Source organism: Amycolatopsis tucumanensis, assembly GCF_021654135.1.
GTDB classification, from domain to species: Bacteria; Actinomycetota; Actinomycetes; order Mycobacteriales; family Pseudonocardiaceae; genus Amycolatopsis_E; species Amycolatopsis_E tucumanensis.
The window spans coordinates 64,889-80,579 of record NZ_JAKGSD010000038.1 but is presented as its reverse complement, the minus strand read 5'-3'; the positions used below and the strand labels follow the sequence as shown (position 1 = coordinate 80,579).

Here is a 15,691-nt window from a genome sequence, read left to right as displayed (position 1 = left end):
GGCCCGTGGGGGCGGGCACGCGCGGACCACCGAGGCAGTGCAGCCGCACAGGCCCGCGGCAGGGGCGGGCGCGCCGCCAAACCACGGCCAGACCGTCGCAGTGGCCCGTGGGGGCGGGCACGCGCGGACCACCGAGGCAGTGCAGCCGCACAGGCCCACGGCAGGGACGCGCGAGCCGCCAAACCACGGCCAGATCGACGAAGTGACCCGCGCGGGCAGGCACCACGAGCCGCCGAGGCAGCGCAGCCGCACGGCCCACGGCAGGGGCGCGCGGGCCGTCCACGGCAGGGCCGCCCGCGCCAGGGCTGCCGCTGCGGCGGTGGTCGGGCCACCGCAGCGCCCCAGGGCGCGAGCGGGCCCCCGAGCGCCCCGCCGCGGCGGCGGCCGCCGGGGCCGCGTTGGCGGCCTGCGGCAGCCAGATCGCCGCGGCCGGGGCGGCCACCGACCGGTGACCGCCCCTGCCCTCAGTGCCCTGCCACCCCGCTGAGCTCGTTCGGCTCGTGGGGCAGCGTCACGCTCCGGCGCTTCTCCCCCGTCGCGAGGTCGATCAGGTGCACTTGCCGCGTCGCCGGGTCGGTCACGTACACGTCGGCGCCGCGGGTGAAGATCGCCGGGCGGGGCTGTTGCCACTCCAGCGGCTCCTCCCACGCCCCGGTCACCGGGATCGTCCGCACGATCTGCGCGCTCACCGGGTCGATCACCCGGATCCCGCCGTCCGTGCCGAGCACCAGCGCCTCACCCTGCGGGCCACGCGCCAGCGAGCGGAACGTGTAGCTCGTGCCGATGTCGACCAGCCTCAGCGTCCCGGCCACGGTGTCGATCAGCGAGACCTGCCGCGGCCGCTCCAGCTCCGCGTCCTCGTCCTGCTTGTAGTCGCCCAGCACGATCGGCGACGCGTCCGAACCGGCCTGGTTGCCGATCCGGCCGTACTCCGTCGGGCTGGTCACCTTCCGGATCACGCCGTCGCGGTAGACGAGCACCCCGTTCTCGCAGCCGATGACCACCGCCTCGCCGGCCGCGGTCGCCTCGCCGTGCACGCCGGGGCACTCCTCACTGCGCGTGAGCTCCTTCCGCGCGTCGTCGAGGACCGCGATGCCGCGCCGCTCCTCCTCGTTACCCAGCGTCACCACGAGCCGCCCGTCGGACAGTTCGATGGCGACCCCGTGGTGCGGCTCGGCGGCCCGGTACACCTCGGTCGCCGGCTGCCCGCCGGACAACCCGGCCGGGTCGAACGCCGTGACCTCCCCGGTGCCGTCGGAGAACAACACGGTCCGCCCGGCGTGCCGGACGACGTGACCGGGCTTCGCGCCGGGGAACTTCACGTCCGTCAGCTCCGCCGACACCGCGTCGAGCGCCTGGAAGCCCTCCGCGGTGGACACCATCACGTGCCGGTCGTCGCCGGCCGGGTTGAGCCGGTTGAAACCGGCCAGCGGCAGGTCCGCCTTCTGCTCCAGCGTGTCGCCGTCGAGCACCAGGATCCCCCCGTCGTAGGTGACCACGACCGGGTCGGTGACCTCCGGCGCGGCGGACGGGCTCGTGCCGCACCCGGCCAGCACCAGACCAGCCACAATGGACAATGCAACTCTCTTCACAGAACAACCTTTCTCAGTGGGAACCGGCAAGGGCGGAGACGATCGCGTCGGTGTTGGACCGCATCAGCTCCAGGTAGGTCGCCGCTCCCCCGCCGGGCGCGGTGAGCGACTCGGAGTGCAGCGGGACGACCCGCACGCGCACCCCGGCCTGGTCGGCCAGCACCCGCGCGAGACGGTCGGGCTGCGAGGAGTCCGCGAAGATCGCGGGCACCCCGGCGGCGCGGATCGCGGCGGCCAGCTCGGCCAGGTCGGACGGGCTCGGCGAGGCGAGCGTGGTGCCGCTGGGCACGACCGCGCCCACGACCTCGAAGCCGTAACGCTGGGCGAGGTAACCGAAGACGTGGTGGTTGGTGACCAGCTTGCGCCGCTCGGCCGGGATCGTGGCGAAGCGCTCGGCCATCCACGCGTCGAGCGCGTCGAGCTCACGCACGTACGCGTCCGCGTTGGCGCGCACGACCGCCGCGTCGGCCCCGGGCACCCGGGCCACCTCGTCCGCGATCGCCAGCACCACCGCGCGCATCCGCCGCGGATCGGTCCAGAAGTGCGGGTCCGGCTCGCCCCCGGCGTACGGAATGGGGTCGGCGGCCTCGCCCGCGGCCAGCGTCGGCACACCCGCCCGGACGGCCGCGTCCACGTTGCGCGCCACGCCCTCCTCCAGGCCCAGTCCGTTGTGGACGACCAGGCCGGCGTCCTCCAGCAACGCGGCCTCCTGCGCGGACAACGCGAACGAGTGCGGGTCCGCGCCGGGCCGCATCAGCACGGTCACCTCGGCCTGGTCCCCGGCGATCGCGCGGGTGACGTCGCCGAGGATGTTCGTCGTCACGACCACCCCGGCCCGGTCACCGGCGCCGGCACAGCCCGCCACGAGCAGCAACGCCGCCAGCGCGGCCACCAGCCGCCTCATCGCCCGGTCTCCACGAACAGCGCCGGCGCGATGCCGGTGGGCAGGGTGCGGGCGATCCGCAGGTTGTCGGCGTAGTCGATCTCGTGCACGACCCGCGCGGCGACGTCGTTCACGTACGCCCGGCTGGTGTCCAGGTGGATCGCGGCGCCCGGATCGACCGGACCGCTGATCAACGGACGGCGCGCGGTCTCCGCGCCGGTTTCCGAGTCCAGCGCGTGCAGCACGCCGTCGGCGGTCAGCGTGAGCACGGCTCCGCCGGAGCCGACCGCGTTGACGGCCACCACCGGCCCGGTTTCCAGCAACCGCCAGGTCTTCTCGGTCACGTCGAGCACCCAGACACCCCGGTCGCCCGCGCGGGCGGTGAGCGTGGCGCTGCCGGGACGGTGGGTGAACTCCACCGCCCGCGGACCGCCGGCGGGATAGGGGATGTGGACCGCCGCGAAGTCCTTTTCGGACACGAGCACGGCACCGTCCGCGCAGCCGATCACCACGCCACGCCTGGTCACCGCGGACCCGCGCGGATCGGCGCAGACCGGCTCCAGCACGCGTTCGGTGACCCCGTCGCGGCCGCGGACCTCGACGGCGCCGTCGGCGACCACCAGCCGCTCCCCCAGCGGGACCGCCACCCCCGCGGTTTCCCGGCCGGACAGCGCGGTGCGCCCCTCGGCCACCAGCGCGGTCACTGTGCTGTCGGCGTGCGCGGCGACGACCGGGCCGCCGGGACGCGTGCCCGCCGCGGTGGGCGCGGTGCGGTAGTAGTGCACGTGGTCGCCGTGGTCGACCATCCAGGACCCGCTGTCCACGACGTGCACGGTGCTTCCCGCGGAGAGGTACGCGAAGCGCCCGTCGGTGGCGATGCGCTCGACGCCCGGCGCCGGCGGCAGCTCGGTCATCGACTCGGTGATCAGGTCCAGCACGCGTACGGCGCCCGCCCGGTCGGTGAGCACCAACCGGGGTTGCGCCTCGGCGGTTTCCTCGGCGCCCTCGATGTAGCCGTGCGGCGGTTCGGCGGGCGGCGGTTCCGGGGCGCAGGCCGCGAGCGGAAGTGTGGCGAGCAGGGCGAGCGCCTTGCGCGGCACGCGGTCCCGCAGGCGCGCGGCGAGGGCCGACAACCCGAACAGCGCCACGGCCACCGCGGCGATCGTCGCGCCGGCGGCGGTGCCCCAGTGCCACGAGATCAGCAGCCCGGCCGTCGTCGCGAAGGCGCCGAGCAACGCGGCGATCAACATCACGGCTGGGACGCGCCGCGCCCAGTACAGGGCGGCCGCGGGAGGCGCGACCAGCAGGCCGAACACCAGCAGCGTGCCGACGACGTGGAAGGACGCCACGATCGCGAGCGTGACCAGGCCGAGCAGCGCGGCGTGCGCCCGGCGCGGCCGGAGACCGAGGGTGTGCGCGGTGCGCTCGTCGAAGGTCAGCGCGACGAACGAGCGGTGCCCCAGCAGCGCCACGACCCCGGCGACGGCGAGCGCGACCGCCAGGAACAGCAGATCCCGGTCGCGGACCGCGAGAACGTCGCCGAACAGGAACCCGGTGAGGTCCACTGCGTACGACTGCGACCTGGACACGATGATCACGCCCAGGGCCAGCATGCCCACGAAGAGCAACCCGATGCTCGTGTCCTGCGATATCCGGCGCGACCGGCCGAGCGCGGTGACCCCGGCCGCCATCGCGCCGGCGCTGAGAGCCGCGCCGAGCACCGGGCTGCCGCCGAACAGGGCCGCGAGCGCGACCCCCGGCAGCATGCCGTGCGACATCGCGTCACCGAGGAAAGCCAGGCCCCGCAACACCATCCACGTCCCGGCGAGCGCGCACACGCCCGACACCAGGACCCCTCCCCACCAAGCCCGTTGCACGAAGGACACCTCGAACGGGGCGATCAACCACTCCACGGTGGGTCACCCTATAGTGAAAACGATTATCGTTACAAAGGGGAGGAGCTATGACGCGGAGCACGATCCGGACGAGCGTTGCGCTCGACGAGTGTTGGTCCGGGGCGCGCCACTCACCGGAGTGCCGTCGCAGGGAGGGTCGATGACACGGAACACCAGCCGGACGGGACTGTTGTCCAGGTGCGCAGCACTCGCCGGAATGCCGTCCGGGGAGAACCAATGACCCGCAGCGCCATCCGAACAGGCGCGGCACTCAACAACGTGTCGGCCGGATACGCACGACAAGTCGTGCTGCACGAGGTCTCCGCGGTCTTCCCCGCCGGTGCCGTCACCGCGCTGGTGGGCGCCAACGGCTCCGGCAAGTCGACCGCACTGAGCGTGCTGGCCGGGATCGTCCGGCCCGCCGCGGGCAGCGTCGAGCGGCCCGCCGGGCGCGCGGCGCTCGTGGTGCAGCACGACGCGGTGCCCGCGCTGCTGCCGATCACCGTCCGGGAGACCGTCGAGATGGGGCGCTGGGCCGGCCGCCCCTGGCGGCGGCGGCTGTCGCGGCATGACCGGGCGGTCGCGGAGCGGTGCCTGACGAGACTCGGCCTGGACCAGATCATCGGGAGCCGGCTGTCCGCCCTGTCCGGCGGCCAGCGGCAGCGCGCCCTGGTCGCGCAGGCGCTCGCGCAGGAGACGGACCTTCTCCTGCTCGACGAACCCACCGCGGCGCTCGACGTGCCTGCCCGGGAGACGATTTCCCGGACACTGCGCGAGGTCGCCGACAGCGGTGTCACGGTCGTGCACGCCACGCACGACCTCACCGAGGCCCGAGCCGCCGACCACTGCGTGCTCCTCCGACAGGGGCGGGTTCTCGCCGAAGGGCCCCCGGAAACCGTCCTCAGCCAGGACAATCTGCTCGACGCGTGGCACTGACAGGAAGGAGCAGCCATGAATCCCGAGGCAGCAGCCGGGGTCTTCACCGCGGCCAGATCGGAGTTCGCCGCCTGGTCGGGCCGCCTGTGGCGGCCGTTGGGCGAGCTCCTCGCCGCGCTGGCACGGCCACGGCCGGGCGACCGCGTGCTCGACGCCTGCTGCGGCGCCGGCGCCTCCGCCATCCCAGCCGCCCGCGCGGTCGGACCCGACGGCGCGGTCGACGCGATCGACGTCGCCGAGGGGCTGCTCGACGAGGGGCGCCGGGAGGCGGCCGCCCTCGGGCTGAGCAACCTGCGCTTCACGGCCGCCGACGTCCTCGCCTGGCCGCACGACGGCTACGACGTCGTGCAGAGCTCGTTCGGCGTGTTCTTCTTCCCGGACATGGACGGGGGCAGCCGCCGCCTCGCCGGGCTGCTCAAGCCCGGCGGCCGGTTCGCGGTGAGCACCTGGCGGGCCGACGGCATGTCCCGCATCATCCCGATCGGACGCGCCGCCGCGCTGCCGGACCACCCGGAACTGGCGGACACGCCGACGCGGATCAACCACGGCGCCCGCGTCGACACGGCCGACAAGCTCGCCGGCTGGCTGTCGTCGATCGGCCTGCGGGACGTCGAGGTGCGGGAAGTCGCCTACGTGCAGCCGCTGCACCCGGAGGACGCCTGGACGTTCTACCTCGGCTCGGCGATGCGCGGCTTCGTCACCGGCCTGTCCACCGACGCGCTCGACCGGGTCCGCGTCCGCTTCTTCGACGGGCTGCGCGAGGCCGGGCTCGACACGCTCGACGCGGGCACGTTGATCGGTGTCGGACGACGGCCCTAAACCCACACCGCCGTCATCCCATCCGGTGAATCCGCACTGATAGGCCTCCCCGGAGGTTGAACCGTGTTCACACTGTCCGCGGAGGTGGTGGCGTGGCGGACCGGGCCGAGGTGGAGATCCGGACGGCGGTGGTCGACGACGAGGTCGTGCGCGTGCACGTCGCCGGCGAGGTGGACCTGCTGACGGTTCCGTCGCTGGCCGAGGCGCTCGCCGCGGCCGGGCGGCTCTCGCCCCGGCTCATCGAGGTCGACCTGTCCGCTGTGGACTTCCTGTCGGTGTCCGGCGCCGCCGAGCTGGCCCAGACCGCGGCGCGGATCCCGGTCCAAGTCGGACCGGCCAGCCACGCCTCCAGGGTGGTGCTCGCCGCCGCGGGACTGGACCACCTGCTCGCCTGACAGGACAGTGCCGGCCCCCCGAAGAAGGGCCGGCACTCGAAGTGTGGTCCGGATCAGTACCAGTGTGCCCTGCCGCCGACCTTCCGGCCGGTGCCACCGAGGATCGCCAGTGCCGCACCCACGACCAGGAGCACGATCCCGATCGTCCAGATGATGTTGATGCCGGTCAGCAGACCGACGATGAGCAGGATGACGCCAAGAACGATCATGGCAACTCTTTCTGCCTGCAGGACGGGCCGCGCCGCCGGTCCTGCTCCGATGGGGACCGGCCAGCGATACCCGGACGGGTGATCGCGCAAACCCGGTACGCCCCGGTACGAGGCGAAGTTGCTGCGTCGCGACCACACCGTTGCGCCACGTAGACCAAGAGCGTTTGCGAACCGGTCAGTACCCTTCCGCTCCGCCGTTGCGGCGGGGGTCCGCACAGGACCGCAGCGACCCGCCGTCCAGCGTGACGCCCTCGAAGTTGCCGGTCAGCGAATGCCACGGCCCGAGATCACGCAGCCACAGCCCGCGTTCGGCGCAGCGGCGCCGGAACTCGCGGTCCACGCCGGGCGCGAACCCGTGCTCCAGCGTCACGCCCGGCAACCACCCGGCGGCCGGCTCGTGCGGCCGCACCCCGAAGCGCGGCGCCGCCACCGACTCCTCGATGGACATCCCGAAGTCCAGGAGGTTCACCAGGTTCTGCAGCACGCACGCCACAAGCGACACCGACGGCGACCCGGACGCGATGACCGGCACGCCGTCCCGCAGCACCAGGTTGGGCGCCAGGTAGACGGTGGCCCGCTCCCCCGGCCACGGCATGCCGCGCTGGAAGAACGACCCGCCGCCGGAGAGCTGGAACCCCTCCGCGAACAGCCCGTTCACCCACGGCGAGGCCATGTGGGAGTGCGTGGCCGAGGCGATGTTGCGCTGCTCGTCCACCACGGTGACGTGGATCGTCCCGGGCACCGGCGTCGGCACGGACGGCGGCAGCGCGCCGAGCCGGTCCATCCGCCGGGCCGCGAAGTCCTTGGACAGCAGCGTTTCCACGTCGGCGGCGGCCGTGCGCGGTGGCGCGTAATACACCTCGTTGTGCACGGCCACCAGCAGGTCCAGCGTGTCCACGCAAGAGTGCGCGGGGCCGCGCAGGTCCACCAGCTCCAGCATGTTGAGCGCCTCGATGAGCTGGCACCCGCCGTCGTCCGGCGGCGCGGACGCCACGACCTCCACGTCCCGGTAGGTGCCACGCAGCGGCTCGGACCACTGCGCCTCGTACGCGGCGAAGTCCTCGGTCGTGATGACCCCGCCGCCGCGGGCGCACTCGGCGGCGAAGGCCCGTGCGAAATCGCCCAGGTAGTAGTCCAGGTCCTCGTCCCGCAGCCGTTCCAGCGTGCGCGCGACCCGGTCCTGACGCAGGGTGCCGCCGGGCGCGATCAGGGTGCCGCCCGGCAGGAACGCCTCCCGCGCCTGCTCGTGGCACCCGAGTTCGGCGCGGTGCGCGTACATCTCGCCGAACAGGTAGGGGTTGACCGCGAACCCGTCCCGCGCGAGCTGGACGGCGTCCCGCAGCAGCCGATCCCGGGACAGCCTGCCGAACCGGTCGTGCGCGGCGCGGAAGGCAGGCCACCAGCCGGGGACGGGGACGCCCCGGCCGGTGGTCAGGTCGGCCCCGGTGAACCCGGGCAGCGGCGCGAGCGGGGCGGCGACGTTGCCGTTGAGGTAGCTCGCCTCGCCATTCGCGCCGTCCCAGTGCAGCATCTCCAGGCCGCCGGTCAGCGCCGTCATGTGTGGTTCGACCACCAGCTGGGTGGCCGCTGCCGCGAGCGCCGCGTCGGCAGCCGTGCCGCCGTCGCGGAGCACGTCGAGCCCGGCCCGCACCGCGAGCGGGTGCGAGGTGACCACCATGCCGCGCTCGGCCACCACCGGCTCTTTCGGGCCGTAGGCGGCCGAACGGGCCAGTTCGTCCGCGGTGCGGGCGTCCATCAGGCCTCCGCCATCGACTTGCGGCGCTGCTCGTCGACCGCAGCGGGCATCGCGAACAGGGCGACCAGGATCGAGACGGCGCAGATCGCCGTCATGTACCAGCCGAACGCGGCGTTGGTGCCGGTGAGGTCGAACAGCCACACCGCGATCAGGCCCGCGGTCGAGCCCAGCGCGGTGGTGCCGATGTTGTAGTTCAGCGCCGACGCGCTGGCCCGCACCTCGGCCGGGAAACTCATCACGTAGGCCGTCGTCAGCGGCGCGCCGACGAAGTTGTTGATGAAGGTGAACGCGACCACCGCGACCACCGCCAGCCACAGCGAGCCGGACCCGATGGCGAGGAACGTCGGCACGGTCAGCACGACGAACAGGCCGTAGCCGACCACGAGCGGGATCCGCGCGCCGTGCTTGTCGGCGAGCTTGCCGCCCCAGATCGCCGGGATCGGGCCGATCGCGTACGTCAGCAGGGAGGCGAGCAACGCGTTGTTCTCGGCGAACCCGGCCTTCACCATTGCGGTGACGAAGTAGGCCTGGATGACGAATGAGCCGACCCGCTGCCCGGCGCCGAGGCCGATCGCCCGCAGCATCGCGCCCCAGTGCTCGCGCACGGCGGTGCGGAACGGCGTCTGCTTGACCTTGTTCTGCTCGGCCAGCTCCGCCATTTCCTTGAACTGCGGGGTTTCCTCGACGTGACGGCGGATGTAGATGCCGACCAGCGCCATCGGGATCGACAGCAGGAACGGGATGCGCCAGCCCCAGTCGTTGAACGCCTGCGCCGGCATCACCGAGATCACCAGGTAGGACACCAGGGTGGCGAGCAGCGGACCGACCGAAGTGGACGCCACGGACAGCCCGGCGAGGTAGTTGCGCCGGTTGCCGCGCTCGTGCTCGAAGATGAAGTTGGCGGCCGTGGTGTACTCCACGCTCGCCCCGATGCCCTGCAGGACCCGGCAGAACAACAGGATCATCGGCGCCGCGATCCCGATCGCCGCGTAGGTCGGCAGCAGCCCGATGCCCGCGGTGCCGACGCTCATCACCGCGATCGTCAGCAGCAGCACGAACCGGCGGCCCTTGATGTCGGCCAGCGGTCCCAGCACGATCGCCGCCAGCGGCCGCAGCGCGTAGGACAGCACCACGCCCGCGTAGGTCGACAGCAGCGCGGCGGTCGCGTTGCCCTCCGGGAAGAACTGGCGGGAGATGATCACGGCCAGCGTGCCGTAGAGGCCGAAGTCGTAGTACTCGACGACGTTGCCGAGCATCGCGGACATGATCACCTTGCGCCGCGAGCGCAGGTCCGTCGAGGCGGGCGCGGACGCCCGCGTGTCGTGGTCGGTCAACGGATCTCCTTGCGGGGGTTCAGGGCCGGAAGCGGTCCGGCCGGAAGGGCTCCAGCATCGGGTGGGGCTCGCCGGTGCGGATCTCGCCTGCCAGCAGCTCTCCGGCGATCAGGCCGAGCGTGGCGCCGGAGTGGGTGAAGGCGACGTGGCACCGCGGCACGGCGGACAGCTCGCCGAACACCGGCTCGCCGTCGCCGGGGATGGGCTTGCGTCCGAGCTTCCAGGACGCGGCGGTCAGCGTGACCCCGCCGTCCAGGAGCGCGGAGGCCTCGGCGGCGAGTTCCTTGACCACCGACTCGTCGATCGAGCACGTGCCGTCGGCCGCCTCGGTGATCCGGTCCTCGTACCAGTGGTGGTCCAGGGCGAACGTGCCGCCCGGGTTGGGCCGCAGCGCGACGCGCGGGGTGTTCAGCACGGACTTGACGCCGGTCTCGGCGGGTTCGGTGAGCACGAGCATCGACAGCGGGGACGCGTCCGGGATGGTCACGCCCAGCTCCGCGACGACGGCCGGGGTGGCGGCGCCGCAGGCCACCACGACGGCGTCGCCCTCGAACCGCTGTCCGCCCGCGGTGGTCACCCCGGTGGCCACTCCCCCGGCGGTCGTGACGCTCGCCCGGCCTGCGCCGGTGACGATCTCGCCACCGAGCGCGGTGAACTCCGCGGCCAGGTGCTCGATCAGGTGCGGCAGGGACACCCAGCCCTCGCCCGGGTTGTGCACGGCCACCTCGGGGAACGCGGCCGGGTCGAGGCCCGGGTGGCTCGACACCAGCTTGGAGTCGTAGCCGTGCGCGACCTCGGCGCGGTGCCGGTCCCGCATCGCGTCCTCGTCGAGGCTCCAGTGCAGGCCGCCGTCGAAGCGGAGCCACTCGCGGGCGGGGTCCTGCGCGAAGAGCGTGCGGTAGCGGTCGATCCCGGCCATCCGCAGCGCGTGGTAGGCCGCCGAGCGGGTCCCGGCGGAGTTGAGCCAGGACAGCGACCGGCCGGAGGCGCCGTCGGCCAGCTCGCCCTCGGTCACCAGCGTCACCGCCACGCCGTCGCGCTGCAGGTGCGTGGCCGTGGAGACGCCGAGAACGCCCCCGCCCACCACGACGACGTGCTTGCCTGCGGTCATCGGGAAAGATCCCCCTTCTGGGCGTGTGCCCGTTCGATGATGCGAAGGACGTCCACCGCGTCGCGCGGATCGACCGGTGGTTCGCCGCCGGTGGCGATCGCGGTGGCGAGCAGCCGGTAGAACTCGCCGTAGTCCCCGGGTTCCGGCTCGACCCGGCGGGTGTCGCCGCGGACGCCGAGCGTGCCCCAGTTGTCCCGCGGCTCGTGCCCGAACCCGTCGTCGCCGGGCCGGGCGCCGTTCTTCAGCGCGTCCTCCTGCGGGTCCAGGCCGTGTTTCGTGTAGCCGGCCCGGTCGCCGAGGACGTGGAACCGCGGGCCGGGCAGCGCGGCGAGACCGGTCATGAACAGCCGGGACCGGGTGCCGTTTTCGTGGGCCAGCACCAGGAACGTGTCGTCGTCGCCGTCGCCCGCGCCGCGGCGGAGGACGTCGGCGTGCACGTGCGCGACCGGGCCGAACAACTGGATCGCCTGGTCGATCAGGTGGGTGCCGAGGTCGTACAGGATGCCGCCGCCCTCGGCCGGGCCCGCGTGCGCCTTCCAGTCGCGTGGCCCCTGCGGCTTCCACCACTCGAACCGGGACTCGAAGGTGTGCACCCGGCCCAGCTCACCGTCGTCGATCAGGCGCCGCAGGGTCCGGAAGTCGCCGTCCCAGCGGCGGTTCTGGAACACCGTGAGCACGCGGCCGGCGAGGTCGGCCTGCTCGATCAGCGCCTCGCCCTGCTCGCTGGTCACCGCGAACGGCTTGTCCACCACCACGTGCAGGCCGTGGCCGAGCGCCTCCGCGGCGAGGCCGGCGTGCGTCGCGGGCGGGGTGCCGATCACGACCAGGTCGAGCTCGTGCGCGAACAGCTCGCCGGGGGCCGCCAGGACCGTCGCGTGTGGATACTCGGCACGGGCTTGTGCTGCGCGCTCCGGGTTTCCGGTGACGATGTAGTCGAGCGAGTAGTTCTCGTCGGCGGCGAGGAACGGGGCGTGGAAGATCCGCCCGGACACCCCGAAGCCGATCACGGCGGTGCGGATCACGACTCCACCCCGTACACGGTGCGGGCGCGCTCGGCGGAGATCCGTCCTTCGGCGACGTCCCGGCGCACCTGGTCCGGGTCACGCTCGGACGGCGGCCCGTAGCCGCCCGCCCCGGCGGTCCGGATCGACACGCGGTCGCCGGGCTGCAGGCGGGTGTAGCCGTGCTCGACCGGTTGCGCCCCTTCGGAGAGCTCGACCCCGGCGCTCGCGCCCGGCCCGCCGCCGAACAGGCCCCACGGCTGCGAGCGCTGCCGCGAGGTGTCCAGCCAGAAGTGCACGTCGGACTCCTCGACGCGGACCGTGCGCCGGATGCCCATGCCGCCGCGGGTGCGGCCGTCGCCGCCGGAGTCGTCGATCAGCGCGTACTCCTCGACCACCAGCGGGTACTCGGTCTCCAGGGCCTCCACCGGCAGGTTGCTGGTGTTGGTCATGTGCACCTGCACGCCGTCCATGCCGTCCTTGCCCAGCCGCGCGCCGCACCCGCCGCCGATCGTCTCCAGGTAGACGAAGTAGCGGCCGGTGCGGCTGTCCACCCCGGAGAAGTGCACGCCGGTGTTGGCGCCATTGCTCGCCGCGGTCACGGTCTCCGGCACCGCATCGGCGAGCGCACCGTGGATCAGGTCGACCACGCGCTGGCAGGTCTCGCTGCGGCCGTTGACGGCGGCGGGTTCGGCGCAGTTGAGCACCGATCCACGCGGGGCGTTGATCGTGACCGGCCGGTGCAGGCCGGCGTTCGGGATGATGTCCGGGTCCACCAGCGTCTTGAGCGAGTAGTAGACCGCCGCGTACAGCGCGGTCCACACGACGTTGACGCTGGCCCGGACCTGCGGCGGCGCCGTGAAGTCGAACGTGACCTCGTCCCCGTGCACGGTGACGGTGACGCCCAGGTCGAGTTCGTCGTCCAGCTCGGGGCAGTCGAAGCGGTCCGCGAAGGTGTAGGTGCCGTCGGGAACCCTCGCGATGGCCGCGCGGGTGCGGCGCTCGGTGTAGTCGAGCAGCGCCGCGGCCGCCGCCACGAGCGTGTCCCGGCCGTACCGCGCGGCCAGCTCGGTGTAGCGGGTGACGGCGAGCCGGTTCGCGGCGATCTGGGCGCGCAGGTCCGCGCGGCGCTCGTGCGGCACCTGGCAGTTGAGCAGGATCAGCTCGAACAGGTCGTGCTGCAGCTCGCCCCGGCGCATCAGCCGCACCGGCGGGATGCGCAGGCCCTCCTGGAAGATGTGCGCGTGGCCGCGGTCGCCGAAGTCGGCGTGGTGGGCCAGGTTCGCCACCCACGCGGTGATCTCGCCGTCCAGGAACACCGGCGACACCAGCACGATGTCGGGCAGGTGCGAACCGCCGCCGGTGAACGGGTCGTTGCCGATGAAGGTGTCGCCCTCCTCGATCGTCCCGGCCGGGTAGCGGCGGGTGATCTCGTCGACGATGCCCATCAGCGAGCCCAGGTGCAGCGGCGAGCCGCCCTCGTCCTGGGCGAGCATCCGGCCCGCGGCGTCGAACAGCGACGCGGTGCAGTCGCGGCGTTCCTTGATGTTGGTCGAGTAGGCCGCACGCACCAGCGTCTCGCCCATTTCCTCCACAATGGACGACAGCGCGGAGCCGATCACCTCGACCAGCACGGGGTCCTGCATGGTCTTCCCTTCCGTGTGGGTCATCGGCCCACCGTCACGACGAGGTTGCGCAGCTCGTCGACGACGGCGACGTCGCCGGGGAGCAGCAGCGTGGTGGTGTCCATCTGCTCGACGACCGCGGGGCCGTCGACGCGGTGGCCGGGTTCGAGGAGCCTGCGGTCGTACACCGGGCATTCGGTGAACCCGCCGCTCTCGGGCAGGTAGACCTCGCGGGTGGCGCGGATCGCGACGCTCGCGTCGGCGTCGCCGAGCGGGGCGCGGTGCAGCTCGGCGCGGGACACCTCGCCGATCGCCCGCAGGCGGAAGGTGACCACCTGGACCGCGTCCTCGGCCGAGGAGTAGCCGTACATCCGCTCGTGCTCGGCGGCGAACCGCTTGGTCAGCTGCGCGACGGTGTCCGCGGTGATCTCGCCCTCCGGGACGGGCACCGGCAGCTCGTGGTTCTGGCCCGCGTACCGCATTTCGGCGAACCGCTCGACGCGGCGGCGCTCGGCGGGGACGTTCTCCTCCGCCAGCCAGGCCGTCGCTTCGGCCTCCAGTTCGGCGAACACGCCGGCGACGGTGGTTTCGTCGGGCGGCGAGATGCGGGTGCGCAGGAAGTCGGCGCGGATGTCGGTCATCAGCAGGCCCGCGGCGCACTGCGCGCCCGGTGTCTCCGGCACCAGCACGGTGCGCATGCCCAGCTCGCGGGCCAGGCGCACCGCGTGCAGCGGGCCGGCGCCGCCGAAGGGCACCAGGACGTAGTCGCGCGGGTCGTAACCGCGCTGCACGGAGATGACGCGGATGGCGCGGGCCATGTTGGCGGTGATGACGCGCACGATGCCCTGCGCCGCGTCGAGCACGTCCATTCCCAGTGGACCGGCCACTGTGGACACCGCTGCGCGGGCCGCCCCGGCGTCGATCTTCATCTGCCCGTCCAGCAGGTACTCCGGGTTGAGGACCCGCAGCACCACGTTGGCGTCGGTCACGGTCGGCTCGGTGCCGCGGCCGTAACACGCCGGGCCCGGATCGGCGCCCGCGCTGCCCGGGCCGACCTTCAGCGCGCCGCCCGCGTCGATCCACGCGATCGAGCCGCCACCGGCGCCGACGGTGTGGATGTCCAGCATCGGCGCGCGCACCGGCCTGCCGTCGATCTCGGTGCCGCTGGAGGACTTGGGCACGCCGTCCTGGACGAGCGAGACGTCGGAGGAGGTGCCGCCCACGTCGAAGGTGATGATGTCCGGGTAGCCGGCCGCGCGGGCGATCTCGGCCGCGCCGACCACGCCGGTGCTGGGTCCGGAGAGGACCATGCGGGAGGGCATCCGCTCGGCGGTCTCGAACGGGATGATGCCGCCGTTGGACTGCGTGACGTGCGGGGTGGCGCGCAGGCCGAGCTCGCCCAGCCGGGTGCGCAGTTTCGCGAGGTAGCGGGCGACCACCGGGCCGAGGTAGGCGTTGACGACCACTGTGGACAGACGCTCGTACTCGCGGAACTCCGGCAGCACCGCCGAGGACACCGAGACGTGCACGCCGGGCAGTTCCTCGGCGAGGATGCGCTCGGCGGTCCGCTCGTGGCCGGGGTCGACGAAGCTGTAGAGGAAGCAGACGGCGACCGCTTCCACGTTCTGCTCACGCAGCTCGCGGGCGAGCGCGCGGACCTGCTCCTCGTCGAGGGGGCGCTCCACCCGGCCGTCGTGGCGGACCCGCTCGTCCACCTCGAGCCGCAGGTCGCGCGGCACCAGGGCGGCCGGCTTGTCGGCCTGCAGGTCGTAGAGCGACGGACGACGGCCGCGCCCCAGTTCCAGCAGGTCGCGGAAGCCGGCGGTGGTGAGCAGGCCGGTGCGCGCGCCGCGCTCGGTGAGCAGCGCGTTGGTGCCGACCGTGGTGCCGTGGGCGAAGTAGCCGACGTCGCCGAGGTCGCGTCCGCCGATCTCGTCGAGCAGCTGGGACACGCCCGTCACGATCGCCCGGCCGGGGTCGTCCGGGGTGCTGGACACCTTGCGCACGTAGAGGCGCCCGGTCTGCTCGTCGAGGGCGCAGACGTCGGTGAACGTGCCACCGGTGTCGACGCCGATCCGAAGTGTCATGTGCTGGGCCTCGCTTGAGTGAGAACCTTCTCAGTACCTGTTGGGTGA

12 protein-coding genes and 1 pseudogene are annotated in these 15,691 nt (G+C 73.1%); 3 read left to right on the top strand and 10 right to left on the bottom strand.

Annotated features, from left to right (window positions below; genetic code table 11):
- Nucleotides 1–464: 464 nt before the first annotated feature.
- The 3 genes and pseudogenes from aztD to aztB form a co-directional block, all read right to left on the bottom strand.
- Complete coding sequence (gene aztD / locus L2C96_RS30330) at nt 465–1,568, bottom strand: zinc metallochaperone AztD (RefSeq protein WP_237338632.1); 1,104 nt, start codon at nt 1,566–1,568, stop codon at nt 465–467.
- Nucleotides 1,569–1,605: 37 nt separating this feature from the next.
- Complete coding sequence (gene aztC / locus L2C96_RS30325) at nt 1,606–2,496, bottom strand: zinc ABC transporter substrate-binding protein AztC (protein WP_237338630.1); 891 nt, start codon at nt 2,494–2,496, stop codon at nt 1,606–1,608.
- Between the two features lie 1,076 nt (nt 2,497–3,572).
- Nucleotides 3,573–4,388 (bottom strand): annotated as a pseudogene (aztB, locus tag L2C96_RS30315) (zinc ABC transporter permease AztB); the annotation flags it as partial.
- Nucleotides 4,389–4,607: 219 nt separating this feature from the next.
- Here aztB and aztA point away from each other — a divergent pair.
- The 3 genes from aztA (at nt 4,608) to L2C96_RS30300 (ending at nt 6,520) form a co-directional block, all read left to right on the top strand.
- A complete protein-coding gene (gene aztA / locus L2C96_RS30310; RefSeq protein ID WP_237338629.1) occupies nt 4,608–5,306 on the top strand; it encodes a zinc ABC transporter ATP-binding protein AztA in 699 nt (232 codons plus the stop codon).
- Between the two features lie 15 nt (nt 5,307–5,321).
- Nucleotides 5,322–6,125 carry a class I SAM-dependent methyltransferase gene (locus L2C96_RS30305; protein ID WP_237338628.1) on the top strand — a complete coding sequence of 268 codons (804 nt, stop codon included), beginning with the start codon at nt 5,322–5,324 and terminating at the stop codon, nt 6,123–6,125.
- A gap of 92 nt (nt 6,126–6,217) precedes the next feature.
- Nucleotides 6,218–6,520 (top strand): STAS domain-containing protein, encoded by a 303-nt coding sequence (locus tag L2C96_RS30300; protein ID WP_157358835.1) that lies wholly within the window; start codon nt 6,218–6,220, stop codon nt 6,518–6,520.
- A gap of 53 nt (nt 6,521–6,573) precedes the next feature.
- Here the strand turns inward: L2C96_RS30300 and L2C96_RS30295 are convergent, their stop codons facing one another.
- The 7 genes from L2C96_RS30295 to L2C96_RS30265 form a co-directional block, all read right to left on the bottom strand.
- Nucleotides 6,574–6,729 (bottom strand): DUF6131 family protein, encoded by a 156-nt coding sequence (locus L2C96_RS30295; RefSeq protein WP_020422901.1) that lies wholly within the window; start codon nt 6,727–6,729, stop codon nt 6,574–6,576.
- Between the two features lie 175 nt (nt 6,730–6,904).
- The gene (locus L2C96_RS30290; protein ID WP_237338627.1) at nt 6,905–8,485 is read right to left on the bottom strand and encodes a gamma-glutamyltransferase; all 1,581 of its coding nucleotides are present in this window, start codon (nt 8,483–8,485) and stop codon (nt 6,905–6,907) included.
- Nucleotides 8,485–9,819 carry an MFS transporter gene (locus L2C96_RS30285; protein ID WP_020422899.1) on the bottom strand — a complete coding sequence of 445 codons (1,335 nt, stop codon included), beginning with the start codon at nt 9,817–9,819 and terminating at the stop codon, nt 8,485–8,487. Before L2C96_RS30285 ends, L2C96_RS30290 begins: the two co-directional genes overlap by 1 nt.
- A 19-nt stretch (nt 9,820–9,838) precedes the next feature.
- The gene (locus L2C96_RS30280; protein ID WP_237338626.1) at nt 9,839–10,930 is read right to left on the bottom strand and encodes an NAD(P)/FAD-dependent oxidoreductase; all 1,092 of its coding nucleotides are present in this window, start codon (nt 10,928–10,930) and stop codon (nt 9,839–9,841) included.
- Nucleotides 10,927–11,952, bottom strand: a complete 1,026-nt coding sequence (locus tag L2C96_RS30275; protein ID WP_237338625.1) for a Gfo/Idh/MocA family protein — start codon at nt 11,950–11,952, stop codon at nt 10,927–10,929. The genes L2C96_RS30280 and L2C96_RS30275 overlap by 4 nt, the downstream gene beginning before the upstream one ends.
- Complete coding sequence (locus tag L2C96_RS30270; protein ID WP_027936602.1) at nt 11,949–13,601, bottom strand: hydantoinase B/oxoprolinase family protein; 1,653 nt, start codon at nt 13,599–13,601, stop codon at nt 11,949–11,951. Before L2C96_RS30270 ends, L2C96_RS30275 begins: the two co-directional genes overlap by 4 nt.
- Nucleotides 13,598–15,643, bottom strand: a complete 2,046-nt coding sequence (locus tag L2C96_RS30265; protein ID WP_237338624.1) for a hydantoinase/oxoprolinase family protein — start codon at nt 15,641–15,643, stop codon at nt 13,598–13,600. The genes L2C96_RS30270 and L2C96_RS30265 overlap by 4 nt, the downstream gene beginning before the upstream one ends.
- Nucleotides 15,644–15,691 lie beyond the last annotated feature (48 nt).